This is a genomic window from Taibaiella chishuiensis (genome assembly GCF_003014535.1).
Classification (GTDB): domain Bacteria; phylum Bacteroidota; class Bacteroidia; order Chitinophagales; family Chitinophagaceae; genus Taibaiella; species Taibaiella chishuiensis.
This window is the reverse complement of sequence record NZ_PYGD01000001.1, coordinates 173,728-199,480: the sequence shown is the minus strand read 5'-3', so window position 1 is coordinate 199,480 and position 25,753 is coordinate 173,728. Positions and strand designations below refer to the sequence as shown.

Below are 25,753 nucleotides of genomic sequence, written 5' to 3'. Positions count from 1 at the left end.
TATATTATTGATACCAGGTAATTCGTATGGTTAGTATTTTAGTAATTAATCTTTATACGACTTGTAAAGCATGTCATTAAGGTAGACCTTGTATTCGTTGGATCGAAACCCAGCAAAAAACTGCGGCCTGATTTTATCTATCCTGACCTCATAACTTTCCTGAACACCTACTATAAGCCTGTACGTTTCGACCAGCCCGGGGGAATACATTCTGAAATCAGAAACCTTCGTCTCTCCATCTACTTTGATTTTAAGACCACCCCAGAACTTATTGAAACGAAAGGATACGGTATGTTTTTCTTTAGCGCCTACCTCAAATTCAAACTTCATACCCCGTATAATTTTTGTTTAGTGTTTTAACCTGTTCAGGATATTAATATCTACCGAATGCACCTTACGGTACATCATGACGATGATGGCCAAGCCCACGGCAACCTCTGCCGCGGCAACCACCATAATAAAGAATACAAAGATCTGGGCATCGGCATTGCCATACATTTTACTGAAGGCAACCATCAGCAGGTTCACGGCATTCAACATCAGCTCGATGCACATAAATACGATGATCGCATTACGGCGCATCAGCACCCCCATGATCCCGATGGAGAACAGGGCAAGACTCAGGAATAAATAATATTGTATAGGCACAGCTTGTACTTTTTTACGTGAGTAATAACTTATGGATTCTGGATCACTTCTTCTTTTTTACCAATTACCATCGCGCCGACCATGGCGGCGAGGAACAGCACACTGCTCAACTCGAAGGGCAGTACATATTCTTTAAACAGCACCATGCCCAGGTTGTGGATCAGGCCAAGGTCGCCCTCGCTGGTAATCATGGCTTTATTATTCAGGTCTACGGTACGTAAGGCCGCAATGATCACCAGGAAAAGCGCGCCGCCGCTCAGCACCGCCGCCATCTGCACCAACCGGCTCTTTTGCGGTTCGGCATCGGCGTTGAGATTCATGAGCATGATCACGAACAGGAACAGTACCATAATGGCGCCTGCGTAAACGATGATATTGACTACGGCCAGGAACTGGGCGTTCATCAATACATAGTGCCCAGAAATGGAAAAGAAAGTAGCGATCAGGAATAATACGCTTTTTACCGGGTTGCGGCTGAGGATAACACCCAGCGCGCAAACGATGGCCATAAAGGATAAAAACCAGAAGAGTATTTCGTGTAGATGCATAAACGGATATCCCGGAAGAGATGTTTATTGAATGACTTCGTAAAGCTTTGTTTTTAATTAAAATCGGTTGATCGGGTAAAAGCCTTAGCCTTTACCGGTCGCTGCACGTTTTTTCATTTGCTCCTCGGTAATCAGCAGGTCTTCTTTCTTATAGATAAAATAGTCGCGACTGTAATTGGAGGGCATAATGGTCTCGCTCAGGTATACGGCATCTTTCGGACAAGCTTCCTCGCAATAACCGCAGAAAATACAACGCAGCATATTGATCTCGTAACGGGCGGCATATTTTTCTTCGCGGTACAGGTGCTCTTCGCCTTTTTTACGTTCGGCCGCTTCCATAGTAATAGCTTCGGCAGGACAGGCCAGGGCGCAAAGTCCGCAGGCGGTACATTTTTCCCGGCCCTGCTCGTCGCGGTTCAGTACATGCAGGCCACGGAATACCGGGCTGAACGGACGGGTTTGTTCCGGGTAGCTTACAGTGGCCTTCTTCTTGAAGATGTGGCCCATGGTAATTTTTAATCCCTTGGCGATAGCCGGCAGATAGATCTTTTCGCCCAGTGTCATTGGGCTCCTGTCTACGTTAACGGCTCTTTTTGTTAATTGCATAATGCACACTCCTTGTCCTGCAGCAGGACTATTTAAAACTTATTTATTAAAGAAGAATAAAATCACACCACCGGTAATCACCAGGTTCAGCAGGGCCAGAGGAATCAGTCCCTTCCAGCCCAGGTTCAGCAGCTGGTCATAACGGAAACGCGGCAGGGTCCAGCGGATAAACATAAAGAACAGGATAAACCCGATCACTTTGATCATCAGTACACTCACACAGATCAGGGAGAACAGGCCGGAAGGTACGGCGCTGGCTACCTGGTCCATCCAGGGGAAGTTATAGCCGCCAAAGAATACGGTAGACAGTACGGCAGAGCTGATAAACATATTGATATACTCGGCAAAAAGGTACAGGCCCAGCTTCATGGAGGAATACTCCTGGTGGTAACCCATGTTCAGTTCGCTTTCGCACTCGGGCATATCGAATGGGGCACGGTTCAGTTCGGCAAACGTACACACCAGGAATACCAGGAAGGCAACCGGTTGTTTGAAAAAGTTCCAGCTGAAATAACCGTCCTGCCAGAAGCCATGCTGCTGGGATACGATGTCGCGGAGGCTTAAAGAACCGGTAAGCATCAGTACCGCAATCAGGCTAAGCCCCATAGCCAGCTCGTAGGAGATGGACTGGGAAGCCGCACGGATGGCGCTTAACAGGGAGAATTTATTGTTGGAAGACCAGCCACCCAGCATAACGCCGTAGATACCCAGGCTCACTACGCCGAAGATGTAGAGGATACCGATATTGATATCGGCTACCTGCAGGGATACGGTACGGATGCCGCTATCGGTGCTGATGGTAAAATCGGGGCCCCAGGGAATTACGGCACTGGTCATCAATGCCGTGATCATAAACAGGGCGGGTCCGAGGATAAATAAGGTTTTGGTAGAACGGTCGGGTACGATCTCTTCTTTAAAGAACAGCTTACCACCGTCGGCCAGGGGCTGCAGCAGGCCGAATATACCGGCGCGGGCCGGGCCGATCCTGTCCTGCATAATGGCAGCGACTTTACGCTCGCCCCAGGTTGCATAGGCGGCAATGCCGAAAGAGGCCAGGATGATCACGAGGATCAGGGCCACTTTTTCGATAATAAATATCCAGTCAATTGATAATAAAAGCATGATGGCGCAAATGTAAAAAGAATATAAATTTTATGGTCTGCCGTTTCCTATTAAATTCAGGCGGCAGCATACCTCCGGGCTTATCCCGGGGTATTAAAGTCGTCCGAATGGGCTGGCCCTTCGATCTGGCTTAAATGTATATTAGGTTTATTCACCTCGCTTTCGGAATGGATATCGAAGGTCAGTTTCGGTTGTTTGCCGATTACCTTGTCGATCAGTACCGGTTGTTTGGCCGTACCCACTTTGCCGGCATAATGCCCCTGAGAGATTACGCTGTGGCGGTTTACTTTCGTTGGTCCTTCTACTACCCAGTCTTTGGCATCTTTGGTTTCGAAACGGCAGGTATTACAGATCCATTCTTCTACTTCACCCCATTCGTCCTTACGGGCAGTAACGCGGAATACCTCTTCGCCACGCATCCACAAGCGGGCTTTACCGGAGCAGGTAGGGCAATCGCGGTGGGCGTCTACCGGTTTGGTAAACCATACCCTGTTCTTAAAGCGGAATGTTTTGTCGGTTAAGGCGCCTACCGGGCATACGTCGATCACGTTGCCGATAAACTCGTTGTCCAGGGCTTTGCTGATGCAGGTACTGATACGGGCATGATCGCCGCGGTCGAGGATACCGTGTTCGCGGGTATTGGTGAGCTGGTCGGCGGTAAATACGCAGCGGAAGCACATGATACAACGGTTCATATGCAGCTGGATGTTCGGGCCGATATCTTCGGGTTCGAAGGTGCGGCGCTCGAATTCGAAGCGTGTATCGGCACTGCCGTTTTCGTAGCTCAGGTCCTGCAGGTGGCATTCGCCGGCCTGGTCGCATACGGGGCAATCGAGCGGGTGGTTGAGCAGCAGGAATTCGGTAACACCTTTACGGGCGTCGATCACCTTATCCGATGTCATGCTCTTTACTTCCATACCGTCCATAACGCCGGTACGGCAGCTGGCTACCAGCTTCGGCATAGGCCTCGGATCTTTTTCCGAACCTTTGCTCACCTCTACCAGGCAGGTACGGCATTTACCGCCGCTGCCTTTCAGTTTGCTGTAATAACACATAGTCGGAGGCGCTACTTCGCCGCCGATCTGGCGGGCGGCCTCCAGGATAGTAGTGCCGGGGGCAACGTCTATCGTTATATTATCAATGGTTACTTTAATATTATCAGCCATCTTTATCTCTTTAATACGGCAACGCTAATCTTGATTATTGTCTCGCAGCGTCGCTGCGGAAAACTTAACTTGTTGAATCTATTTGCTGCAACTGGTATACTTCATTTTACCTACGCAGTAACCACCGGCAACGGATCAGCGTAATGCGCCAGTCCAAAATTACGGGTCTGTGCTTCTTCGGCGTGATCGATATGCCATTCGAATTCGTCCCTGAAGTGACGGATCGCAGCCGCTACCGGCCATGCAGCCGCATCGCCCAGCGGGCAGATGGTATTGCCTTCGATCCGGCGCTGGATATCCCAGAGCAGGTCGATGTCTTCTTTCCGGCCTTTACCGTATTCGATGTTTTTAAGAATCTTATACATCCAGCCCGTACCCTCGCGGCAAGGCGAACATTGTCCGCAGCTTTCGTGATTATAGAAGCGGGCCAGCGACATGGTATGCCGTACCACGCACTGGTCTTCGTCCAGCACGATAAAACCGCCGGAACCCAGCATGGTGCCGGTGGCAAAACCGCCTTCCGAAAGACTTTCGTAATTCATCTGGCGGGCCTCCCCCTTGGAATCTTTCAGCAACAGGTTGGTAGGCAGGATGGGTACGGAAGAGCCGCCCGGGATACAGGCTTTGAGCCTTTTACCGTTGGGAATACCACCACAGTACTCATCGCTGAATATAAATTCTTCAACTGTAAGGTCGAAGGGGATTTCGTATACGCCGGGTTTGTTGAGGTTGCCACAAGCCGACATCAGCTTGGTACCGGTAGAACGGCCTACGCCGAGCTTGCCATATTCCTCGCCACCCATATTGATAATCGGCACTACGGCTGCCAGGGTCTCTACATTGTTGACCACGGTAGGGCGCATCCACAAACCGGCAATGGCCGGGAAGGGCGGTTTGATACGGGGATTGCCCCTTTTACCTTCCAGCGATTCGATCAGCGCCGTCTCTTCGCCGCAGATATAGGCGCCGCCGCCGCGTTGTACATAGATCTCGCAATCGAAACCGCTGTTCTGGATATTCTTACCCAGCCAGCCATTGTTTTTTGCTTCGGCTATAGCCTGTTCCAGTATATCGGGGATCCAGGCATATTCGCCGCGGATATAGATATAGGTTGCATTAGAACCCAGTGCAAAGGAAGACACGATCAGGCCTTCGATGAGCAGGTGGGGCAGGAACTCCATCAGGTAGCGGTCTTTAAACGTACCGGGCTCCGATTCGTCGGCGTTACATACCAGGTGGCGGGGCACACCTTCGGGTTTGGCCAGGAAGCTCCATTTCATGCCGGTAGGGAAACCGGCGCCACCGCGACCACGCAGGCCGCTCTTTTTCACTTCTTCCACAATTTCATCAGGCGTCATTTTCAAAGCCTTTTCCACACTGCGGTAACCGCCGTGTTTACGGTAGGCTTCGTAATACCTGATTCCTTCGATATGCGCGTTTTCTAATAATAGTTTCATGCTATCCTATTTCCAGTACCGCTTGGGTACACTCTGTTTTTTTATGATACAAACAGGTTGTCCTGTCTTGTTATTCCTGTTGTTTGACGGCTTGCCGCCCTTTCATCTGCCACTGTTCCTTTTTATAATCCCAGGTCCAATCTTCCGACACATCCAGTTTTACGCTGAAAGCTTTGCCGTTAAACGATCCGGTTACCAACAGTTTGCGTTTCACATAACCCAGTTCCTCGTCGAACCTGAAGGTAGCTGCGTTCAACTGCTCGATCTTATCGTATTTCAAAAATCCCTGCCGCATATGCAGCAGCAATTCTTTCTTAGTTTCAGTAAAGCCATTCGAGTGTATCATCTTGAAATACTCTGTGAGCAATACGTTGAGCTTAACGGTATCCTTTTGGAGCAAGGCCTGGTCAAAACTGGCCAAAGCCTGCATCAGTTTGCCCACCCTGCTATTCCGGGGGAACACCTCTTGCTGCATCCGTTCGGCAATAGCCCGGGTTTCTTCGAGTGTAAAGCCGCCGGTAAGGGTCAGTTCGCCGCCCGGGATCTCGCTCTGCACCACCGGCGCCGACAGTATGCGTCCACCGGCGATGATCGCGATCCGTTTGCCGATATTCCGTTTGCTGGCCTCCGCAAAACGCTTTGTGGCCGCTTCCGTCAACCGGATCTGTATCGCAGGCTGGTGGCCGTATTCTTCAACCACATTGCGCACCTCCCGGAAATCGCTGCTCAGGCAGATGGCTGCAGTATCGATATAGATCGAATCTGTTGTCTCCGGCACTTTAAACCGGTAGTTGCTGTGCTCCGCCGTTTGGTAAAAACCTGTTTCAAGAACTTCTTTTCCCGATTGTGCCGTAGCCACCTTGTTCCCGGTAATACAACACAGCAACAGCGCGGCTTTGGCGAATCGTATGGTATGCTGTTTCAGCAAAATACTGTCTTTTTCTTTTTACCCACTTTACCCATCGCTTCGATCTTCTCGATATAAGGGATGGCATCCGGCACTTTACAGGCCGTTCCGCCCATGTTTACCGATACGGTACCTATGGCAGCCGCTACTGCTTTGGCTTTAGCTGCGAGGCTGGCTACCTGGCCGCCTACAGCGATAATAAAGCCGTTCATCGTATACTTGGTACGTTCGGCCTGGCTGTGTATGCTGGTTTTAATTTGTTCCAGCAGAGCTTCGATTTCAACCAGGTCCAGCTCTTCGTCTTTTTTCAGCATCAGCAGGCTGCTGTAGGTATTCCATCCTGCTGCCTGTACATGCTCCTCTTTCGACCCGATCCAGGCCATGGCCAGTTCCCTTCCGAAATTGCTTTCTGCTGCGGTCCAGGCTACGGTATATTCGCTGAGCATCGACCAGTTGGCTTTTTTGGCCCAATCCCGGAGTTCTGCTTTCGTCATCCTGGCGGGCTCGCTGATCAGTCCTGCAAAGTACATGGCATCGCCATTTCCTGTTTGGTACAGTTCCAGCGCAAGCGCATGGTTATGTTTTATCTTCTTTTGTATGACCTTCATATCGCCGATCTTCACGCCGAAGACCGGGCCCTGTGCACCGTGGTTGCGCCATGTTTTACGGGTTTGTTCCGTACCCATTTGCTCCAGTGCCGACATTACTTCCTGCAGGGTCATACGTTGTAAGGTTTAGTTTTTAGCGGCAGCCCTTAATTCGTCCAGTATGGTATCTACCTTTTCTGTGGTCAGGTGCTCCTTGAAATGTTTGCCCAACTGCATCATCGGGGCATAACCGCAGGCGCCGAGGCATTCTGCGGGTTTAAGGGTAAAGAGGCCGTCGGCTGTTGTTTCGCCGGCTTTAATACCCAGTTTGTTTTTGATATGATCAATGATCTGGTCGCTGCCGCGTAACATGCAGGGGCCTGTCTGGCAAACTTCCAGTACATATTTACCTACAGGTTTCATGTTGAACATGGTATAGAAGGTAGCCACCTCGTATACCTCGATCGGTAAAATATGCAACAGGCCGGCCACATAGTCCATTACCGGCACATCCAGCCATCCGCCAAACTCTTCCTGTGCAAGGTGCAGCAGGGGGATCAATGCGCTTTTCTGTTTCCCTTCCGGGTAACGGGCGATGATCTCCTGTGCTTTTTTAAATTTTTCCTCAGAAAACTGTATCATATATCAAAAGCTAAAAGTCAAAACACATTCCGACTTTTACGGTTTACATTTTTAGTAATTAGGCATCCAGCTCACCGGCGATTACATTCAGCGAGCTCAGGGTAACGATGGCATCGCTGAGCAGGCCACCGGAAACGATCTCGGGGAATGCCTGGTAATAGATAAAGCAGGGACGACGGAAGTGCAGCCGGTACGGGCTACGGCCGCCATCGCTGATCAGGTAATAACCCAGTTCGCCGTTGGCGCCTTCTACCGAATGGTATACTTCGCCGGCCGGCAGGTCGGTTTCGCCCATAATGATCTTGAAATGGTAGATCAGGGCTTCCATTTTGGTATACACATCTGCTTTTTGCGGCAGGTAGAAGTCGGGTACGTCGGCATGGTATACATTGGGGTCGAGGCCTTTCAGCTTTTCGAGCGCCTGGCGGATAATGCGCATACTTTCCCACATTTCTTTATTGCGCACCAGGTAACGGTCGTATACATCGCCGGTAGTACCCACCGGTATATCAAATTCAAATTCTTCGTAAGCGGAGTAAGGTTGTGCTACACGTACGTCGTAGTCGACGCCTGCAGCCCTGAGGTTAGGGCCGGTAACACTGTAGCTGAGGGCGCGTTCGGCGCTGAGGGGGCCTGCGCCAATGCAACGGTCCATAAAGATACGGTTGCGGTCCAGGAGAGCTTCAAACTCTTTCAGCATTTTGGGGAACCCCTCCATAAAGCTGTCGATCTTCTGCCATGCGGTTGCGGTAAAGTTGCGTTCGAAACCGCCGATACGGCCTATATTGGTCGTAAGACGCGAGCCACAGATCTCTTCGTAGATCTCGTAGATCTTTTCGCGCCACTGGAATACATAAGTAAAGGGAGTTAAGGCGCCGGTATCCACCCCGATAACGGAGTTGCAGACGATGTGATCGGCGATACGGGCCAGTTCCATGATGATCACACGGAGGTATTGTACTCTTTTCGGGATCTCGATACCTACCAGTTTTTCGATGGTAAGGTGCCAGCCGATATTGTTGATGGGCGCCGAACAATAGTTAAGGCGATCTGTAAGCGGGGTGATCTGGTAATAAGGCCGGCGTTCGGCGATCTTTTCGAAGGCGCGGTGGATATATCCGATGGTCGGCACTGTACTCAGTACGCGTTCCCCGTCTATTTCCATGATATTCTGAAACACGCCGTGGGTTGCCGGGTGTGTAGGCCCCACGTTAATAGTGGTCGTCTGTTTCTCCAGCGATTCCTCGGCGAGTTTTATATGCTGTTCACTCATTATTTGCTACAATTGACAGTTTGCAATGGCAATATTATTGTTCAAAATTAACCTCTACCAAACATTTCATCGTCCTTGTCAATCCTGGTTGGGTCTTCCATCGGGTATTCCTTGCGCATCGGGAAATAGTCCATTTCATCGACATTCAGGATACGGGTCAGTTCCGGGTGACCGATAAAATTGATCCCGAAAAAATCGTAGGTTTCCCTTTCCATCCAGTTGGCGCCGGCGAATAGCGAAGTAAGGCTATGGGTGTCGGGCTGGGTTACGGGTACATATACCTTCATGCGTATCCGTACATTGTCCTGCAGGTTATGCAGGTGGGCCACCACACACAGCTCTTCACCGCTACGGTCGGGGTAGTGTACCCCGGTAAGGTCGGTCAGGAATACGAACCGCAGTTCCGCATCTTCATTCAGGAAGCGTACCACTTCCAGGTTACGCGCGGCCGGGGCTCTGAAGGTGAGCATACCATACTGCTCTTCCCATTCGCTGAGGTCGGGAAACTGTGCGGTAAGGCGTTGTTGAATATGTTCGTTCGTCATTATCGTAGTTTGTAAAGGCTGCGGTAAAACGCTGCAGCGATGCTTGCTGTTCCTGCTGTTATTGGATACCGTATCCGGCCATCAGTTCTTTATACTTATCGCTGTGGCGGCGGCGCAGGCTTTCATTTTTTACAATTTCCTGCAGTTTGAGCACGCCGTCCAGGATTCCTTCCGGGCGGGGCGGACAGCCGGGTACATATACATCTACCGGGATCACCTGGTCGATACCCTGCAATACGGGATAAGAGTCGAATATACCGCCGCTGCTGGCACAGGCGCCAATGGCGATCACCCAGCGGGGTTCGGCCATCTGCAGGTATACCTGGCGCAGGATGGGGGCCATCTTTTTGGCAATGGTACCGGCCACCAGCAACATATCGCACTGGCGCGGGGTAAAGCCCATACGCTCCGAACCGAAACGGGCCAGATCGTAGTTGGCACCCATGGTAGCCATAAATTCGATACCGCAGCAAGAGGTGGCAAAAGGCAAAGGCCAGAGCGAATTTGCCCTGGCAAGACCAATTACCTGGTCAAACTTAGTCGCCATAAACCCTTCTCCCGAATACCCCTCAGGTATCTCGGCCAGTGTAACCTTGCTATTCTCGTTATATTGAACCGGACGCATCTTTATAATTTTGAGTGTTGAATGATGAATGTTGAATGAATTGGTCATTAACTGGTTAGCTACGCTCCCGGCTGGTTTTGACGATCGAGGTAATAATCTTTATTATTTCATCGACTTCATTCAGATTCATTTTCAAATCATGTTTTGTAAAATTACTTTTATCTAATAGTTGCAACCAATACCTGGTCTCCCTAGCTTCTTTGGAGGCAATACTCATTTTGGCTATGAAATCGGCCTTACTCTGTGCCGCTTCCGCCTCAACTACATTGGCTCCTATACTTGTCGCTGCACGCAGCAACTGTTTTGATATTATATATTCTTTTTCTTCAGTAAGAAGTCTGTATAGTTGAATGCTTGCCAGTGAAAAATTGAATGTCCTGGTCTGGATCAGGTTTTCCTTCATAAAAAAGCTTTTATTAGAAATCCATCAAAGCCCCCCATGAAACGCACGCTACCTTAAAACCACTTTATACTTAATTCAAAATTCAGCATTCAAAATTCAACACTCCTTTAGTCTTCCCACTTCAGCGCACCTTTCTTGATAATGTAGAAAAAGCCGCAGAAGAAAAAGGCAACAAACATAAGTACTGCCAGGAAACCTTCCTGACCCAGTTCGCGGAAATTGACCGCATAAGGATAGAAGAAAATAACTTCCACATCGAACAGTACAAACAGGATCGCTACCAGGAAGTACTTTACAGCCATCGGCTGGCGGGCGTTACCTATAGAAGGAATACCACTCTCGAAGTTGATCAGTTTATCGCTTGTACGGCGCTTGGGACCCAGTAAATGGGAGGCAATCATGATAATGCCCACGAAACCAATAACTACCAGCAATTGCAGGGCAACGGGCATAAAGCTACTGGCACTGGCTGTAGCATCGGCTGCAAGAAAAAGTGTATTCATAAATTCTGCTTAAGCGACTTGTAATTGTACCAACACACAAAAGTAGGTGATGTTGTAGGATTTTACAAACTTATGACACAAATAATGCAGTAAAATGACCGTATGATTAAATCTTTTATGCGACACGGTTGGATGGGCACAAGCGCCATCAGGCCGGGGAAGAACCGGAAAATTAATATAAAAAAACTGCATTTTTTCTGTAGGTCCGGCGATGGTTGATAGTGCATCTTTTAGGCCGGAATTACCGCTTGGCCCGGCTGTAATGTAAAAAGGCAGGACCACGGGGTCCTGCCTTTTTTATCAAAACACTGAGGGGCTTAGTTTACAGCCGGCAGCAGCGAATAGTTCTTCGCATACTCCATCATCTGCTCGTAGAATGAGGTGGGGTATTCCAGCTTCACATCGGTGACCTTGTCTCCATCCATTACCGGCACGAGGCGCGGTTGGATAAAGCCTTTATAGGCTTTCAGGTTCAGCTTGGCATAACGCTCAAGCACTTCTTTGTGCAAAGCGGGGTTTACTTTTACACCGTAAGTTTCCACGAGGTTCTTACCGGCATTGAAGTCGCCTTCCGATTTGATACGCTGGATCTCTTTCAGCAGGTCGCCGAAGAGTACGCGCAGTTTCTCATAATCATTGATCTGTACATAGGTCTTGCCATCTTTCTTGATAAACTCGACTACGTTGTCCTTCTTACCTTTTTCGTATACCCAGTAGGCATTCAGGGCGCGGTTACGCATGTGCGCTTCCTCGATATTGTCGCCTTGTTTAAGACGGGTAAGCTGGGTCATCAGGCCGTTCATCATATAGCTGTCGTATTCGGCTTTACCGACTTCGAGCGATGGCATTACCTTGATCTCAACCAGTTTAGGATCCATGATGTAGTACAGGGCTACCAGGTCGGCACGGGCTTCTTCCAGGCAGGAGGCATAGTTTTTCAACGTTTTATCCGGCGTAGCGATACCCGGGTTGATCTGGCCGGATGCGTGACCGATACATTCGTGCATATCGGTATGCAGGTCGCTGCCCAGGTTGCCGAATTCTTTCATGCGTTTCAGCTTGGCCGGATCGGCTACAAACTCGTCGAGCATACCGCTGCCGGCGCTGGATTCGTTATAGGCGTGTACGATATTGCTGAGCGACACGGATTTGGAGCCATGCTCTTTCCTTAACCAGTCGGAGTTGGGCAGGTTAATGCCGATAGGCGTGCTGGGAGCAGCATCGCCCGCTTCTACGATTACAGTGATCGCTTTAGCGGTAATACCTTTTACCTGTTTTTTCTTATGCTCGGGCATCAGCGGCGAATTGTCCTCGAACCACTGGGCTTCCTTGGCGATCGCAGCGATCGTTTTGGTTGTTTCCAGGTCTTTCAGCGACAATACGCTTTCGAAGCTTCCTTTTTTACCGATCGGGTCGTTGTATACTTCGATAAAGCCGTGGCTGATGTCGATGCGGCTGGCCGTATCGGCTACCCAGGCAATATTGTATTCATCCCATTTTTTAAGGTCGCCGGTTTTGTAGTACTCGGTCAGCAGGGTCAGCGCTTTCTTCTGCTGTTCGTTTTCGGCAACGGTGGCCGCTTTTTCCAGCCAGTACACAACTTTCTTCAGGGCTGCATCATACATGCCGCCTACTTTCCAGGTTTTTTCAACCAGCTGGCCGTTTTCTTTTACCACTTTGCTGTTGAGGCCCCATTCCGGTTCCTGGTCAGAGTGGCCGAACATGGCGGTATTGCCATAGAAAGCTTCCACCTCTTTCTGGGTTACACCTTCGTAGAAGTTAACGGATGATGCAGCAATATTGTCGATACCGGCCCGCAGGTCCACCATTTTAGGCTGGAACTTCGGGTCGAAGATCACGGGTTTCATACGGGTAAGGAAGGCGTCGACCGTTTCGCCGGAGTTGAGGGGCAGTTTGCCCTGGTCGCTGTTCTTTACCAATTCGGAGAAATACTCGAAAGAGCATTCCGGTACAAATTTATCTTTGGAATAGTGGTGGTGGTTGCCGGTGCTGAACCATACGCGGCCCGCATATTCGGCAAATTTTTTCCAGTCTTCGCTGTTTTTATCGCCTTTATAAGTGCCATAAACCGCTTCGATGGTTTTACGCAGGGTAAGACCATATTTATTGGCCTGGTCGTAATAGATATCGCGGCCCGAGAGCGCGGCTTCATACAGGTAGTAAGCCAGCGTTTTCTGTTGCAGGCTCAGTTCGTTCCAGCCCGGTACCTGGTAGCGCAGCAGTTGCAGGTCGGCAAAGGCCTCGCCCAATACTTTAAAGTTAGGATCATAGCCTGAAGCTGCGGTTTGGGTTTCCCCTTTGGGTTGTTCTCCGCTTTTATTCCCGCCGCAGGCCGAGAAAAGCAATGAGCCGGAAAGGAGCATAATTCCAAGTTTGGTTTTTGACATATTCAGTAAAATAATGGTTGTAAAGATTTAAGCGGCGTTAAAAATAGGGAAAAAATACCGCATCCGGGGGGAATGACCCTGCATATCCCCCGGAAGGGGGCAGAGTGCAGGCCCCGGCTTTAATAATAAAAGCCCGGTGCATCCGTTAAATTTTTAAATTTGCAGCATTCCAAAAGCCTTATCGGCCATACAGTTTTGAAAGAGATAAAAGAAAAGATCCGCACGGTAGACCTGGTCAAGCGTTACCGGGGCCGTACTGTGGTCAACCACAGTTCTATCGAGGTCTCGCAGGGCGAGATCGTAGGGTTGCTCGGGCCCAACGGCGCCGGCAAGACCACCTCGTTTTATATGGTAGTAGGCCTGGTAAAGCCCGACGAAGGCAATGTATTCCTCAATGAAGAGAACATAACCAAGCTGCCCATGTACAAACGGGCGCAGATGGGCATCGGTTACCTGCCCCAGGAAGCTTCGGTATTCCGTAAGCTGTCGGTGGAAGATAATATCCGCGCTGTGCTGGAAATGACGAAGCAGACCCGCGCGCAGCAAAAGGAAAAGCTGGAAAGCCTGCTGGCCGAATTCCGCCTGCAGCACGTACGCAAAAGTCCCGGCGATGTACTGAGCGGCGGCGAAAGACGGCGTACCGAAATAGCCCGTGCCCTGGCTGTTAATCCTAAATTTATCCTGCTCGATGAGCCCTTTGCCGGTATCGACCCCATCGCGGTAGAAGATATCCAGGGTATCGTGGCCAAGCTTAAGTATAAAAATATCGGTATCCTCATTACCGACCACAACGTAACCGAAACCCTGTCGATCACCGACCGCGCTTACCTCATGTTTGAAGGTAAACTGCTGAAGGCCGGTACGGCAGAGGACCTGGCTACCGACGAACAGGTAAAGAAACTGTACCTGGGCCGCGACTTCGTACTGCGCCGTAAAGACTGGCTGCATGATGAAGCCAAGGGCGAAAAGACAGCGGTAACCCCGGAGTCGCTGAGCCGGTCGCTGGAAGCTGTTATAAACGGGTATCAGGAACTGGAAGAACAGGGCAAATTTAATGGTGGGGCCGGTGAGGATAACGATCCGGCTGTGGCTGCCTACCTCGCGCAGATGCGGGAAACCAGGAATGCGATACTCGATTATGCCAGGACACATCATAAAGAAGACATCATGAAGCGGGCGACGCAGTTATCCAGCGATCCCGGAATCATGAACCGGGAGCTGAAGGCTATCCTGGAGCTGTTGCAGGCAGAGGCGTAATACAACAAACCCGGTCAAAAAAACTTTTTATCGTGAAATACATTTATGCCATACTGCCACTTTTCCTCCTGGCCCTTTGCTGCGGCAGATTGCCTGCCCAGGAACTGCTGAAGTCGGTACCCGTGGCGGATGCCCGCCTGATGACCACCGACGAGATGGGTAATGTGTACCTGGTACGGGGCGATAATTCGCTGATCCGGTACAGCCAGGACGGCGACAGCACCGGCAACTTCCGGAGTATACAGAACGGCGATCTCAGCTGGATCGACGCTACCAACCCACTGCGTATCCTGCTGTTCTATGCCGATTTTTCGAAGATCATCCTGCTCGACCGCATGCTGACCCCGAAAAACGAGCTGGACCTGAAAACGATCGGGATTTTTAATGCACCCGCGGTAGGCATTTCGGTAGACGGGCGTATCTGGGTATACGACTTTAATAATGCACGGCTCAAAAAGATTGACGATCAGCTGAACGCCACCAATACCAGCAACGATATGCGTATCGAATCGGGTACGGTGCCCGAGCCCACCTGTATGATTGAAAGAGAGGGCAAAGTATATCTTTGCGATGCAGAGAAAGGGATTTACACCTTCGACCGGTTTGCCAGTTTTATCAATACCCTGGAGATAAAGGGCGTAAGCCGGATGCAGGCTTTCGGCAGCCAGCTGGTGTACCGCCGGGGCGATACCCTCAATGCCTACGATCTCAAAAGCCTGTCGCTTAAAGTAATACCCCTGCCGCATACGGCCGACCTGGTCGATGTGCGTATCGAGCGCAAGCGCATGTATTTCCTCTATGCCAATAAGCTCGATATTTACGTTACCCCCGACAACTGATGGGCTTATAAGAGATTTCCTGCGGGCAATTTCAATAAATTACTCACCTTTGCGCATTAATTCAATAAAAAATTATGAATAAGCATTCGATCAATATCAATGTAATACTAGACAATGAGAAAATGCCGGAGCATATCGACTGGAGCGCTTCCGGTAACAATTCGGATACCGCAACGCCCGCTAAAGGGGTATTGCTTTCCCTTTGGGACGGTAACGAGAAGACCGCATTGCGTATTGACCTGTGGACCAAGAAAATGATGGTGGATGAAATGAATGACTTTTTCTTCCAGACCCTGATGACCATGGCCGATACCTATACCCGTGCTACCCGCAATGCCGAACTGGCCGACGAGCTGAAAACTTTTGCCCGCGACTTTAAAGTAAAGGCAGATAAAAAAATGATGGAAGAAGAGCAGAAAGGATAAAGCAAACTGCTGTAACATAAAAAGGTCCGGTACATCATCTGTACCGGACCTTTTATTATAAATAATGCTTAGGCAAGTGCATTGCTTACCTGGGGTATCTCTTTGGGATACAGTTGTTTTTCCAATTTGTTTCTTACTTCGGAGAAGGCATCCAGCGTGATCTGGATATCTTCGTCGGTATGTACCGCTGTAGGGATCAGCCTCAGGATCAGGTGTCCTTTCGGGATAACGGGATACATCACCATAGAGCAGAAAATATGGTAGTTTTCGCGCAGGTCCACTACCAGCTGGGTAGCGTCGGTTACGCCGCTTTCCATATATACCGGGGTTACGGGGGTATTGGTGGTGCCGATATTGAAACCGCGTTCGCGCAGGCCGTTCTGCAGCTTGTTCACGTTTTCCCAGAGTTTGGCTTTCAGTTCGGGACGGGTACGGATCAGCTCCATGCGTTTCAGACCGCCGATCACCATCGTCATAGGCAGCGATTTGGCAAAGATCTGTGAGCGCATATTATAACGCAGGTAATAGATAATGTCTTTATTGCCGCCGATAAAGCCGCCGATACCGGCAAGCGATTTAGCGAAAGTAGAGAAGTACAGGTCGATGCCTTCCGTACAATTTTGTTCTTCGCCGATACCCGCACCTTTTTCACCCATAGTACCGAAGCCGTGGGCGTCGTCTACGAACAGGCGGAAGTCATATCGTTTCTTGAGGGCGATAATATCTGCGATACGGCCCTGGTTGCCATTCATGCCGAATACGCCTTCGGTAATCACGAGGATACCGCCGGGTGTACCTTCTACCAGTTTGGCGGCGCGTTCCAGTTGTTTGGCGCAATCGTCTACGTCGTTATGGTTGAATTTGAAACGTTTGCCCATATGCATACGCAGGCCGTCGATAATACAGGCATGGCTTTCTGCATCGTATACCACCACATCGTGGCGCGACAGCAGGGAGTCGATGGCCGAGGACATACCCTGGTAGCCATAGTTGAGCAGCATTACATCTTCTTTGCCGATAAATTCAGCGAATTCACGCTCCAGCTGATCGTGGTAATTGGAGTTACCGCTCATCATACGGGCGCCCATCGGGTAGGCCATACCCCATTGGGCTGCGGCTTCAGCATCTGCCTTGCGGATTTCAGGATGGTTGGCAAGCCCCAGGTAGTTATTCAGGCTCCATACTATTTTCTCCTTACCCCTGAACATCATTCGGTTACTGATCTCGCCTTCGAGTTTAGGAAAGGCAAAGTATTCATGTGCTTGTTCTTTATACTGGCCAATGGGCCCGCTGTCCTTCTGAAATTTGGCAAATATGTCCATATTAAGTCTGAACTGTTATGTGTTTAAGATGAATGATCCCGAAAATTACGGCAACCCGGCAAAATTAATAAAATAATACGGTACGAAACAGGGGCTTAGGAAGCCGCGCCGGATGGCGGTGCCGGCGGGTCGATCAACTGCAGGAAAGCCGCGGGGATCAGGGTAACCTTGTTGCTGGTATAATCGAAAGCAACCATTCCTGTTTTTGCATCTGCAATATCTATATAAGTATTATTACGAATTGCAGTAATTTTGTACATCAGGTCGAAAGACCGGGAACTGATTTCGGTGCAGAAGAGTTCAATTTTTAATAAATCCCCATAATACCCTTGTCCTTTATAAGCAATCATTACATCGGCCATAATAAGGCCGCAACCACCTATTTCCAGTTCGGTATGGTTATGGGATGCCAGGAATCGCATCCTGGCGTCATGCATCAGGGAGAGCACGGCATCGTTCCCTAAATGATTACCATAATTCATATCTGTGATCCTTAAAGGAATTTCTGTGCTGAAAATAGGATTTTTCGAAGGAAAAATTAATTTTACACGCGCCATAATCAAAAGGGCTTAAAAAAAAGTACAATGAAAATTATTTGCATCGGGCGAAATTACGCGGAACATGCCAAAGAACTGAACAATCCCGTGCCTGAGGAACCTGTTATTTTTATGAAGCCCAAATCTGCCATCGCCAGACCGGGCGCCCCCATTCATTACCCGGAGTTTACGGATAACCTGCAATATGAATGTGAAGTGGTGCTGCGCGTGTGTAAAAACGGGCGCCAGATACCGGAACGGTTTGCCCGCCAGTATTTCGACGCCTGGACCGTTGGCATCGATTTTACGGCCCGGGATGTACAGGCAAAACTGAAGGCCAAAGGTTTACCCTGGGAGATTGCCAAAGGTTTTGACAACTCTGCAGCCGTAGGACGCTTTATCCCTTTTGATCCAGGCGAACTGTACGGCGCTTCTTTCTCCCTGATGGTGAACAAGGAAACCGTACAGCGCGGGCATACTTCAGACCTGTTATTCTCTTTCGAGAAAATAATCAGCTATGTGTCCAACTATTTTACACTCCAGATCGGCGATCTTATCTTTACCGGTACCCCAAAAGGCGTAGGCGCGGTGTTGCCCTTCGACTCGCTTGAGGGCTACCTCAACAACGAAAAACTGCTGGAAGTAGAGATCCGGTAGTTTTTTAACGTCTACAGGGGGACAGGATACTCCCGGGAATACCGGTATTTTGTAATACGGAAATGACTAGAATGACAAGCGAAAACAAACAACGCGAAAGCATCCGGATCCGGACTCAAAGAGCAACGCGTTGTTTGTTTTTTTTAGTCCTGCTTTTTGGTATATCCTCCCTGTATGCGCAAAAGCAGAACTTCGTCAACTTTAATGTAGAGAACGGCCTGGCGCAATCGCAGACCACTGTATTTGCACAGAACAGGAACAACGAATTGCTGATCGGCACCTTTGGTGGCCTGTCGGTGTTCGACGGCTCCTTTTTTGTTAACTACAACAAAAGCAAAGGCCTGCCCAACAACGTGATAACGGCGCTGGCTACCGACCGCAACAAAAATACCTGGATCGGTACGAACGACGGGATCGCTTTTTTTAACGGGCAACAATTTCATACCTATTACCCCTCCTCTAAAGCCGGCGAAAATGTAATCCGCAAGATCATTGTCGACCGGTATAACAACGTATGGACCATCGTTAATGATAAGCTGTACCGCTTTTCGGGCAGCCGGTTTGTACGCGATACCACCATCGGAACTACCCTGAGTATTACCCTGGATAAAAGTGAAAAGGCCTGGGTGGTAAACCCGGGTAAAGGCATTTTTGTATGGAACGGCCAGGGATGGAAAAAAGAAATAGACCTGCAGCACGAGCCCGATCTGGTGATAGCCGATATGAGCTTCGGCGCTTATTCGGGTACCTTGTATTGTAATACGAGCCGTGGCCCGCTGGCGGTAGACAAAGGCCAGCTGCGTTACCCCGAATTCCTGAAAGGCTTGCCGGCAAACGGTTTCTTCAATACCATGTACGAAGACCGCCGCGGCATTATATGGCTGTCGCTTTCGGATGGCGGCGCCTGGGTGTACAGCAACAGTAAATGGATTCACTACAACTATGATAACGGGTTGACGGACGATAACGTTACCCATTTTTTTGAAGATGCGGAAGGCAATATCTGGATCGGTACCAACGGCTCCGGTATTTTTTCCTACACCGGCAGCCTCTTTACCTATTACGACAGGGCCAGCGGCCTGGCCTCGCCCAGTGTAATGAGCATGGCCCAATACAAGGACGGCAGTATATACCTGGCCAGCAGTAATGCCGGCCTGTATCGCCTCGGCAACAACAGTAACGTGGAGCCGGTGCCGATACCCGCTTATGCATCGGGTGTAAACAGCCTGCAGGTCGATACTTTCGGAAGGCTCTGGATCGGTACCCAGCGCGCCGGCCTCTGGTACCTCGACGGGCGCAGCACCCGGCCCTTCGTAGCACGTAATAAGGTGATACCGCGCAACATTACCTACCTGTACCAATACGAGGGCACACTTTGGATATCCTCGGTTAACGGCTTGTACCACCTGGCCGGCGATTCCATCCTGTACGACCCCTTGCCCAAGGCCCGCGAGATTTATGCCACGCTGATGATCGGTACCGACTCTATGCTGCTCGGCACGCGTAAAGGCGTGTACCTCTACCGGACGGATACCCGTAAACTGCTGCCGCAACCCTTGCTGGATAATACGACCACGCTGTGCCTGGCGGCAGACAACCGGTACGTGTATATCGGTACTGACGACCGTGGTGTAGTGCTTTGGAACCGGGGCACGCACCAGCTCAGTAATATCGATCAGAAAAGAGGGCTTAGCTGCGATTATGTATACAGCCTGCTCCGGGATAAGGACGGTAGCATATGGGTAGGCACGGGTTGCGGGATCGATAAAATTTCGTTTACCGATAAGGGTATGAAGATTCGCAGCTTCGGTAAGTCGGATGGATTGCTCGGGGTGGAAAATAATGCCAATGCCTCTTTCGAAGACCGGGAAGGTTATCTCTGGTTTGGCACGACAAGAGGCCTGTTCCGCTTTAACCCCTATACCTCGGCGGCCCCCGAACATGCGCCCCGCGTGGTGCTGCAGGGGGTAAAGCTTTTCTCGAAAGATATACCGGAGCAGAAATACGCCGATAGTACCCTGCCTTTCAGCGACCTGCCTTTGCATCCTGTGTTTCCGCCTTCGCAAAACCACCTAACCTTCAGTTTTAAAGGTGTATTCCTGTCGAGCCCCGAAAAGGTGCGGTATCGCTACCAGCTTATGGGCGCAGATAAAACCTTTACCGAAACCAACCAGAATACCGTTGTATATCCCAACCTGCCGCCTGGCAGTTATGTGTTTAAGGTATGGGCTTCCGATGCTGCCGGCAACTGGCACAGCAATGTGGTCAGTTACCCCTTTATCATCAATGCGCCTTATTATACCACCTGGTATTTCAGGCTGGGCATTGCCTTCCTGCTGATCGGCATTTTCCTGGCGGTTGTTTACTACCGCAATCATCAGAAAGAGCTGCGGCGCAGGTGGGAGGACCGTTTGCGCGAAGAGGAGCAGGCGCGTGTACGCCAGAAGACCGCCGAAGATTTTCACGATGAGATCGGCAATAAACTGACCCGGATCAACCTGCTGGCTACCATCGCTACCGGCAAGCTGCCTGCCTCCAGCCCGGAAGTAAAGGGTATACTGGGCCAGATACAGGCCAATGTAACCTCGCTTTACAACGGGTCGAAAGATATTATCTGGTCGCTGCAACCCCAGAGTGATTACCTCGAGGAGATTATCCTGCGGATAAGGCAGAATGCCGAGGAGATGCTGCAGGATTCGGATATACAATTCGACTTCGAGCAGGATACCCTGTCCGATACCCATATTAAATTGCCCATCGATTACAGCCGCAACATGATCATGATCTTTAAAGAGGCGATCACCAATAGCCTGAAGCATGGCGAGGCTACCCGCATTGCGCTTAAGGTAAGCCGCCAGGGCGAATTGCTTGTATTCGAATTGCTCGATAATGGCAAAGGTTTCGATACCTCGGTCACTGGTAAAGGCAACGGGCTCGGCAATATGAATAACCGCGCCAAACGGATCGGCGGCGAGCTGAGCTGCGACAGTGTTCCCGGGCGTGGTACGCTATTGCGCCTGTTGCTGAAAATATATTGATGCTTCCTCCCTGATCCGGGCTTGCGTATACCCCTTTTGATGTGATTACCGGTATCCCGCTTTAGTGATGAGGGTTACGACAATGTATGCCGTTATAACAGGGGACCCCTGAATGTGCGTAACCCCTTGCTGATGGTTGACGGCGTTGCGGAAGAACAATGCGACGGCAACAGGAAAACAAATATGTTGTGCCGGGAAATAGGCGATAATAAACGCTATGTCGAAAATGCCGTACTCCCCCGTCCGGCTATCTACGATGTTCGCGACGAACTCTTTGTCAACATGCGCAACCGTTGGTGCCGCTATCCTTACAACAGCTAAGGACAATGATTTCTACACCGTACCGGGCGGATATGCCGAGCTGCGTGCAGGCAGTACTGCTGCCATACAGGTCAATATGCCTTCGATGGGATTGAACTACAGCACGGGCAGTAAAGCCGATATTGCCATTTACGATATCAGCGGTCGGTGCCTGCAAACCACCTCGCTGCCGGTTAGCGGCAATACCTTTAGTGCCGATGTGGCAATGCCCGCCGCGCCTGCCGGTATGTACCTCGTAACGGTAAACGGTACCGGCCTCCTGGAGCATTTTAAAGTCTTAAAGCGTTAACCCGTATATAAACCGCTTGCAGCGCGCGTTCCGGTACCCTTGTGCCGGGACGCGCTTTATGTATATGCCCCGATAGTGGCTGTCCCTTAGCCGCGCCATTGCCGGCGCTCGGTAGTGTAATAGCGCTGTTCGGGCCGCTAGTGCCGGTCCCTGGCTGCTCCTTTTTTATGAGGTGCTTTTATAGTTCGCAATATGCTGTGTAGCAGGTCCACGGCCTGCTCCAGCTCCTGTTCATTCATAGCGGCAAAGCCAAAGCGGAAGGCCTGCTGCCCGCGGTCTGCCCCGAGTAGCCGCAGTTGTGGGCACTCCAGCAGCCTGTCGACCGGGTAGCCGGGTTTCAGCTTTATCCATATTGCCATGCCACCCCCGGGCAACGTATAGTCGAGATAGGCTCCCAGCCGTGCTTTCAGCAAGGTATCTAAAAAGTTGAGCCGTTGGTGGTAACATTTCTTCGCCTTTTTCAGGTGCCTTTTCAGTTCGCCTTCCCTGATCAGTATCGACAATGCGTATTGCATATAGCCGTCGCCGCCTACATCGATAAGCTGGCGCAGGGCGGTGCACTGCCTGATAAAATTGGCCGGCGCCACCATAAAGCCGATCCGCAGCGATGGGTCCAGCATCTTGGAGAAGGAGCCCGTGTAAATAACCTGGCCATCGTGCGCGGCACTGGCCAGGGGCAAGTAGGGCGCGGCGGTATAATGGTAGTCGTAATCGTAATCGTCTTCGATAATCGCAAACGAATACTTACCGGATAGTTCCAGCAATTTCATTCTCCGTTCCACGCTTAAGGTTACCGTAGTGGGGTAGTGATGGTGGGGAATGACATATACCGCAGTTACTTTTTTCTTTTTACAAACAGCTTCGATCGCATCGGTATCGATACCGTTATCGTCTACCGGTACCTCGATTACTTTGGCCCCTGTGGCTTCGAATGTTTGCCGGGCTGCGGGGTAGCCCGGCCTGCCGGTAATCATTACCGAGGAGGGGTGGAGCAACAGGTTAGCAGCGAGGTAAATACTCATCTGTGCGCCATGTGTGATCAGCAGGTTGTCGGCGGTAAGGCTAAGACCGCGTGTTTCCGACAGGTAAGCGGCGAGTATGTCGCGAAGCGGCTGAATGCCTTGCGCGGTGCCGGTTGCAGCGTTTTTAACCCGGTGTTTGCGCGCGGTAAGCGCCCGGTAGGTTTTTAGCAAATGGTCGATGGGTGATAACCGTACATCCGGATGCCCGTCGTCGATAAGTATACCGGGCACGCTATCTGCAACGGCCGGGTTACCCGCTATCGTGCTGAATGGTAAGGCAAGGTCCCGTGCATATCCCGGTGGCCGTGCGGCCTGGTTCCAGGGGCGTGGTTTCAATAAAGGGATACGGTCGGATACCGCGGTATACTTCCTGGGTATGATCGTGATCCAGTCCTGGCGGTCCAGCTCTTCATAGGCAGCAAGTACCGTTTTACGGTGTACCCCCAGGCTCTGCGCCAATTCGCGGCTGCCGGGCAGGTGGGCGCCTGCTTTGAGTGTGCCGCTCCTGATCGCCTGGATCAGGCAATGGGCAATCTGCCGGTAAACGGGTTGCCGGCTTGTTTTATCCAGGACAATTACATTTTCGAAAGGAAACATATTGGACTACCTTTTATCTTAAAACTGGACTATAAAAGTAGTCCAGCTTGCGGATAATTTGCGGCCTCATTCAAAACAATTTTTCCGAAATGAACTACACGATTAAAAAAGCAGGCCTGGATAATCTGGAAGCAGCGGCTACCCTGTTCAACCTGTACCGCATTTTTTACCGGCAAAGCAGCGACTATGACAGGTGTAAGCAATTTATAGCCGACCGGCTGCGGCAGGAGCAGTCGCATATCTTCCTGGTATATGCGGACGATGAGGCCGTTGGTTTTGTGCAATTGTATGCCCTGTATCACTATGTAAAGCTGGACCTGCAATGGTTGCTCAGCGATCTGTTTGTACACCCCGATCACCGGGGTAAAGGACTTTCGGTGGCCCTGATCGACCGCAGCAAGCAATGGTGCACCGAAACCGGCGCTTGTGGCCTGATGCTCGAAACCGAGAAGATAAATGATATCGGTAACCGGCTTTACCCGCGTTGTGGTTTTGCATACGATGGATTGCACAACTATTACCATTGGTGGCGGTAATCCAGGCCAGGCGCAATTTAGGGGAGTATTAAAAAACGAGCCTGACCATACCAGGTCCTGGCGGGTGAATGTGCTCCCGTGAATTTTATAGTCTCGTGGCGGTCACCGTGGGCCCTCAAACAGGTCGGCCAATTTTCGTCGCAACGGCTACTGTAAGGGACGTTGCGGGTGGGTGGCAGTTTATCTGGTTGGTAGGGATACGCATTTGATGCTATTTACTGCTGTTGTTGCCTGCCTTCCGCAGGGTCCCTTTGCAGGAGACCCTGCGGGGACATCCAAAATCGAGCCTGACCATACCAGGTCCTGGCGGGCGAATGTGCTCCCCTGAATTTTATAGTCTCGTGGCGGTCACCGTGGGCCCTCAAACAGGTCGGCCGATTTTCGTCGCAACGGCTACTGTAAGGGACGTTGCGGGTGGGTGGCAGTTTATCTGGTCGGTAGGGATACGCATTTGATGCTATTTACTGCTGTTGTTGCCTGCCTTCCGCAGGGTCCCTTTGCAGGAGACCCTGCGGGGACATCCAAAATCGAGCCTGACCATGCCAGGTCCTGGCGGGCGAATGTGCTCCCCTGAATTTTATGGTCTCGCCGCGCCGCAGCGAGACCATAAAATAGGGACAGATTAGACGAATCGATTTATCGGGCCTAAAATGTTTCTTTGTACTTTTTGGGGATCAAGCGGAAAAGTTGGTGGGCCCCGGTATACTTATTCTGTTTTTTTATTCTTCTTTGTCTTAATACAAAGAAGCAAAAATCAAGACTGTAGAAAATTGCTAAAAATGCCTTGTATGCCTAAAAAGAAATAAGCCCGGGCAGTAGTAAAAAATGGACGAAGGAATGACGAACGAACTAAAGTACAGGGCCAGGCTTTGGCAACTGTATTTCTTTTTATACGGCGTCCTGCAGCATTTATTCGCTGTATTTTTTATTGTCCTGTTGGTGCTCATGAGCGCTACGCGGTTTATTAACGCCCTTTTTCTAAAGGTCGATATGTTCGGTTTTTTCCTGGCTTGACGTCCCGGCAGTGTATGTAACGAGTGTTGAACGTAGCATGCCTACGCGGTAGGTGGCCAGGTGCCAGGTGTTACGACCAATATGCACCCGTTCGCTGCGTCGCCGCATCGCCGCGAGAAAAAAACTCGTATTCCACCGCTGCAAATAGTATTAGCTGCCAGGCCAGATAAATTCGTAACGAGACACTACGAATTGTTAAGAAGTAAAGTGTTTGGCAAATGATGATTCGATTTAAGAACAAGGCTTTTTATTAATCCCACAGGAATTCCGCTTGATCCGTACAAGGCATCTTGATCTGGTCCCAACGGGAAAACATACAAAATAAAAAAGCACCTATGGAGATCATAGGTGCTTTTAAGTTGTGGAGGATAACGGAGTCGAACCGATGACCTCTTGCATGCCATGCAAGCGCTCTAGCCAGCTGAGCTAATCCCCCGCGATTGATAAGAACTGTCCTTCT

Annotated in this window: 27 protein-coding genes and 1 tRNA gene; 8 read left to right on the top strand and 20 right to left on the bottom strand. The window is 50.4% G+C overall.

Annotated elements, in window-relative coordinates; genetic code table 11:
- Positions 1–45: 45 nt before the first annotated feature.
- The 16 genes from B0I18_RS00850 to B0I18_RS00775 all read right to left on the bottom strand — a co-directional run bounded on the left by B0I18_RS00850 (position 46) and on the right by B0I18_RS00775 (position 13,416).
- Entirely contained in the window at positions 46–330 is a 285-nt protein-coding gene (locus B0I18_RS00850; RefSeq protein ID WP_106520758.1) for a hypothetical protein, read from the bottom strand.
- Between the two features lie 18 nt (positions 331–348).
- Entirely contained in the window at positions 349–648 is a 300-nt protein-coding gene (gene nuoK / locus B0I18_RS00845) for an NADH-quinone oxidoreductase subunit NuoK (protein ID WP_106520757.1), read from the bottom strand.
- Between the two features lie 29 nt (positions 649–677).
- Positions 678–1,196, bottom strand: coding sequence for an NADH-quinone oxidoreductase subunit J family protein (locus B0I18_RS00840; RefSeq protein ID WP_106520756.1), 519 nt, complete (start codon positions 1,194–1,196; stop codon positions 678–680).
- An 84-nt stretch (positions 1,197–1,280) separates the two neighbouring features.
- On the bottom strand, positions 1,281–1,802 hold the full coding sequence (gene nuoI / locus B0I18_RS00835) for an NADH-quinone oxidoreductase subunit NuoI (RefSeq protein WP_106520755.1): 522 nt from the start codon (positions 1,800–1,802) through the stop codon (positions 1,281–1,283).
- A 39-nt stretch (positions 1,803–1,841) separates the two neighbouring features.
- A complete protein-coding gene (gene nuoH, locus B0I18_RS00830; protein ID WP_181358282.1) occupies positions 1,842–2,924 on the bottom strand; it encodes an NADH-quinone oxidoreductase subunit NuoH in 1,083 nt (360 codons plus the stop codon).
- 80 nt (positions 2,925–3,004) lie between these two features.
- A complete protein-coding gene (locus tag B0I18_RS00825) occupies positions 3,005–4,090 on the bottom strand; it encodes an NADH-quinone oxidoreductase subunit G (RefSeq protein ID WP_106520754.1) in 1,086 nt (361 codons plus the stop codon).
- Between the two features lie 110 nt (positions 4,091–4,200).
- Entirely contained in the window at positions 4,201–5,547 is a 1,347-nt protein-coding gene (gene nuoF, locus B0I18_RS00820) for an NADH-quinone oxidoreductase subunit NuoF (protein ID WP_106520753.1), read from the bottom strand.
- A gap of 70 nt (positions 5,548–5,617) precedes the next feature.
- Positions 5,618–6,475 carry a nuclear transport factor 2 family protein gene (locus B0I18_RS00815; RefSeq protein ID WP_106520752.1) on the bottom strand — a complete coding sequence of 286 codons (858 nt, stop codon included), beginning with the start codon at positions 6,473–6,475 and terminating at the stop codon, positions 5,618–5,620.
- Positions 6,469–7,176, bottom strand: coding sequence for a DNA alkylation repair protein (locus B0I18_RS00810; RefSeq protein WP_106520751.1), 708 nt, complete (start codon positions 7,174–7,176; stop codon positions 6,469–6,471). The genes B0I18_RS00815 and B0I18_RS00810 overlap by 7 nt, the downstream gene beginning before the upstream one ends.
- Before the next feature lie 12 nt (positions 7,177–7,188).
- Positions 7,189–7,683, bottom strand: coding sequence for an NADH-quinone oxidoreductase subunit NuoE family protein (locus B0I18_RS00805; protein WP_106520750.1), 495 nt, complete (start codon positions 7,681–7,683; stop codon positions 7,189–7,191).
- 58 nt (positions 7,684–7,741) lie between these two features.
- On the bottom strand, positions 7,742–8,956 hold the full coding sequence (locus tag B0I18_RS00800; RefSeq protein ID WP_106520749.1) for an NADH-quinone oxidoreductase subunit D: 1,215 nt from the start codon (positions 8,954–8,956) through the stop codon (positions 7,742–7,744).
- A 47-nt stretch (positions 8,957–9,003) separates the two neighbouring features.
- A complete protein-coding gene (locus B0I18_RS00795; protein WP_106520748.1) occupies positions 9,004–9,501 on the bottom strand; it encodes an NADH-quinone oxidoreductase subunit C in 498 nt (165 codons plus the stop codon).
- Between the two features lie 58 nt (positions 9,502–9,559).
- Positions 9,560–10,126, bottom strand: coding sequence for an NADH-quinone oxidoreductase subunit B (locus B0I18_RS00790; RefSeq protein WP_106520747.1), 567 nt, complete (start codon positions 10,124–10,126; stop codon positions 9,560–9,562).
- Between the two features lie 55 nt (positions 10,127–10,181).
- Positions 10,182–10,529, bottom strand: a complete 348-nt coding sequence (locus B0I18_RS00785; protein WP_106520746.1) for a four helix bundle protein — start codon at positions 10,527–10,529, stop codon at positions 10,182–10,184.
- 107 nt (positions 10,530–10,636) lie between these two features.
- Positions 10,637–11,032: an NADH-quinone oxidoreductase subunit A gene (locus B0I18_RS00780; RefSeq protein WP_106520745.1), complete on the bottom strand. Its 396-nt coding sequence runs from the start codon at positions 11,030–11,032 to the stop codon at positions 10,637–10,639.
- 317 nt (positions 11,033–11,349) lie between these two features.
- Entirely contained in the window at positions 11,350–13,416 is a 2,067-nt protein-coding gene (locus B0I18_RS00775; protein ID WP_219905893.1) for a dipeptidyl-peptidase 3 family protein, read from the bottom strand.
- 183 nt (positions 13,417–13,599) lie between these two features.
- Between B0I18_RS00775 and lptB the strand changes: the two genes are divergently transcribed.
- From lptB to gldC, 3 genes are all read left to right on the top strand, one after another.
- On the top strand, positions 13,600–14,697 hold the full coding sequence (gene lptB, locus B0I18_RS00770) for an LPS export ABC transporter ATP-binding protein (protein ID WP_245882022.1): 1,098 nt from the start codon (positions 13,600–13,602) through the stop codon (positions 14,695–14,697).
- A 32-nt stretch (positions 14,698–14,729) separates the two neighbouring features.
- Complete coding sequence (locus tag B0I18_RS00765; protein WP_106520743.1) at positions 14,730–15,536, top strand: NHL repeat-containing protein; 807 nt, start codon at positions 14,730–14,732, stop codon at positions 15,534–15,536.
- Positions 15,537–15,610: 74 nt separating this feature from the next.
- Positions 15,611–15,961 carry a gliding motility protein GldC gene (gene gldC / locus B0I18_RS00760; RefSeq protein ID WP_106520742.1) on the top strand — a complete coding sequence of 117 codons (351 nt, stop codon included), beginning with the start codon at positions 15,611–15,613 and terminating at the stop codon, positions 15,959–15,961.
- A gap of 68 nt (positions 15,962–16,029) precedes the next feature.
- On the opposite strand, the gene B0I18_RS00755 is transcribed toward gldC, so the two are convergent.
- Positions 16,030–17,283, bottom strand: coding sequence for an aminotransferase class I/II-fold pyridoxal phosphate-dependent enzyme (locus B0I18_RS00755; RefSeq protein ID WP_106520741.1), 1,254 nt, complete (start codon positions 17,281–17,283; stop codon positions 16,030–16,032).
- A 95-nt stretch (positions 17,284–17,378) separates the two neighbouring features.
- On the bottom strand, positions 17,379–17,765 hold the full coding sequence (locus B0I18_RS00750) for an acyl-CoA thioesterase (protein ID WP_219905892.1): 387 nt from the start codon (positions 17,763–17,765) through the stop codon (positions 17,379–17,381).
- Positions 17,766–17,867: 102 nt separating this feature from the next.
- Here B0I18_RS00750 and B0I18_RS00745 point away from each other — a divergent pair, with 102 nt between their 5' ends.
- The 4 genes from B0I18_RS00745 to B0I18_RS00735 all read left to right on the top strand — a co-directional run bounded on the left by B0I18_RS00745 (position 17,868) and on the right by B0I18_RS00735 (position 22,124).
- Positions 17,868–18,476, top strand: coding sequence for a fumarylacetoacetate hydrolase family protein (locus B0I18_RS00745; RefSeq protein WP_106520739.1), 609 nt, complete (start codon positions 17,868–17,870; stop codon positions 18,474–18,476).
- A gap of 62 nt (positions 18,477–18,538) precedes the next feature.
- The gene (locus tag B0I18_RS00740) at positions 18,539–21,514 is read left to right on the top strand and encodes a ligand-binding sensor domain-containing protein (RefSeq protein WP_106520738.1); all 2,976 of its coding nucleotides are present in this window, start codon (positions 18,539–18,541) and stop codon (positions 21,512–21,514) included.
- A gap of 114 nt (positions 21,515–21,628) precedes the next feature.
- Positions 21,629–21,835, top strand: coding sequence for a hypothetical protein (locus B0I18_RS25010; protein WP_181358281.1), 207 nt, complete (start codon positions 21,629–21,631; stop codon positions 21,833–21,835).
- On the top strand, positions 21,789–22,124 hold the full coding sequence (locus B0I18_RS00735; RefSeq protein WP_181358280.1) for a T9SS type A sorting domain-containing protein: 336 nt from the start codon (positions 21,789–21,791) through the stop codon (positions 22,122–22,124). The genes B0I18_RS25010 and B0I18_RS00735 overlap by 47 nt, the downstream gene beginning before the upstream one ends.
- 137 nt (positions 22,125–22,261) lie before the next feature.
- Here B0I18_RS00735 and B0I18_RS00730 read toward each other — a convergent pair whose 3' ends face one another.
- Positions 22,262–23,743, bottom strand: coding sequence for an aminotransferase-like domain-containing protein (locus B0I18_RS00730; RefSeq protein WP_106520736.1), 1,482 nt, complete (start codon positions 23,741–23,743; stop codon positions 22,262–22,264).
- Positions 23,744–23,832: 89 nt separating this feature from the next.
- Between B0I18_RS00730 and B0I18_RS00725 the strand changes: the two genes are divergently transcribed.
- Positions 23,833–24,279, top strand: coding sequence for a GNAT family N-acetyltransferase (locus tag B0I18_RS00725; RefSeq protein ID WP_106520735.1), 447 nt, complete (start codon positions 23,833–23,835; stop codon positions 24,277–24,279).
- Between the two features lie 1,376 nt (positions 24,280–25,655).
- On the opposite strand, the gene B0I18_RS00715 is transcribed toward B0I18_RS00725, so the two are convergent.
- Positions 25,656–25,729 (bottom strand) — tRNA-Ala (locus B0I18_RS00715).
- Between the last annotated feature and the right edge of the window lie 24 nt (positions 25,730–25,753).

What these genes read in the sequence shown, in the direction of transcription:
- B0I18_RS00745 (WP_106520739.1), top strand. Translation starts at nt 17,868, where the DNA reads ATGAAAATTATTTGCATCGGGCGAAATTACGCGGAACATGCCAAAGAA.
- B0I18_RS00755 (WP_106520741.1), bottom strand. Translation starts at nt 17,283, where the DNA reads ATGGACATATTTGCCAAATTTCAGAAGGACAGCGGGCCCATTGGCCAG.
- B0I18_RS00840 (WP_106520756.1), bottom strand. Translation starts at nt 1,196, where the DNA reads ATGCATCTACACGAAATACTCTTCTGGTTTTTATCCTTTATGGCCATC.
- gldC (WP_106520742.1), top strand. Translation starts at nt 15,611, where the DNA reads ATGAATAAGCATTCGATCAATATCAATGTAATACTAGACAATGAGAAA.
- B0I18_RS00750 (WP_219905892.1), bottom strand. Translation starts at nt 17,765, where the DNA reads ATGAATTATGGTAATCATTTAGGGAACGATGCCGTGCTCTCCCTGATG.
- nuoH (WP_181358282.1), bottom strand. Translation starts at nt 2,924, where the DNA reads ATGCTTTTATTATCAATTGACTGGATATTTATTATCGAAAAAGTGGCC.
- B0I18_RS00800 (WP_106520749.1), bottom strand. Translation starts at nt 8,956, where the DNA reads ATGAGTGAACAGCATATAAAACTCGCCGAGGAATCGCTGGAGAAACAG.
- B0I18_RS00785 (WP_106520746.1), bottom strand. Translation starts at nt 10,529, where the DNA reads ATGAAGGAAAACCTGATCCAGACCAGGACATTCAATTTTTCACTGGCA.
- B0I18_RS00810 (WP_106520751.1), bottom strand. Translation starts at nt 7,176, where the DNA reads ATGACCCTGCAGGAAGTAATGTCGGCACTGGAGCAAATGGGTACGGAA.
- B0I18_RS00775 (WP_219905893.1), bottom strand. Translation starts at nt 13,416, where the DNA reads ATGCTCCTTTCCGGCTCATTGCTTTTCTCGGCCTGCGGCGGGAATAAA.
- B0I18_RS00725 (WP_106520735.1), top strand. Translation starts at nt 23,833, where the DNA reads ATGAACTACACGATTAAAAAAGCAGGCCTGGATAATCTGGAAGCAGCG.
- nuoF (WP_106520753.1), bottom strand. Translation starts at nt 5,547, where the DNA reads ATGAAACTATTATTAGAAAACGCGCATATCGAAGGAATCAGGTATTAC.
- B0I18_RS00790 (WP_106520747.1), bottom strand. Translation starts at nt 10,126, where the DNA reads ATGCGTCCGGTTCAATATAACGAGAATAGCAAGGTTACACTGGCCGAG.
- B0I18_RS00730 (WP_106520736.1), bottom strand. Translation starts at nt 23,743, where the DNA reads ATGTTTCCTTTCGAAAATGTAATTGTCCTGGATAAAACAAGCCGGCAA.
- B0I18_RS00780 (WP_106520745.1), bottom strand. Translation starts at nt 11,032, where the DNA reads ATGAATACACTTTTTCTTGCAGCCGATGCTACAGCCAGTGCCAGTAGC.
- B0I18_RS00795 (WP_106520748.1), bottom strand. Translation starts at nt 9,501, where the DNA reads ATGACGAACGAACATATTCAACAACGCCTTACCGCACAGTTTCCCGAC.
- B0I18_RS00740 (WP_106520738.1), top strand. Translation starts at nt 18,539, where the DNA reads ATGACTAGAATGACAAGCGAAAACAAACAACGCGAAAGCATCCGGATC.
- B0I18_RS00850 (WP_106520758.1), bottom strand. Translation starts at nt 330, where the DNA reads ATGAAGTTTGAATTTGAGGTAGGCGCTAAAGAAAAACATACCGTATCC.
- nuoI (WP_106520755.1), bottom strand. Translation starts at nt 1,802, where the DNA reads ATGCAATTAACAAAAAGAGCCGTTAACGTAGACAGGAGCCCAATGACA.
- B0I18_RS00825 (WP_106520754.1), bottom strand. Translation starts at nt 4,090, where the DNA reads ATGGCTGATAATATTAAAGTAACCATTGATAATATAACGATAGACGTT.
- B0I18_RS00805 (WP_106520750.1), bottom strand. Translation starts at nt 7,683, where the DNA reads ATGATACAGTTTTCTGAGGAAAAATTTAAAAAAGCACAGGAGATCATC.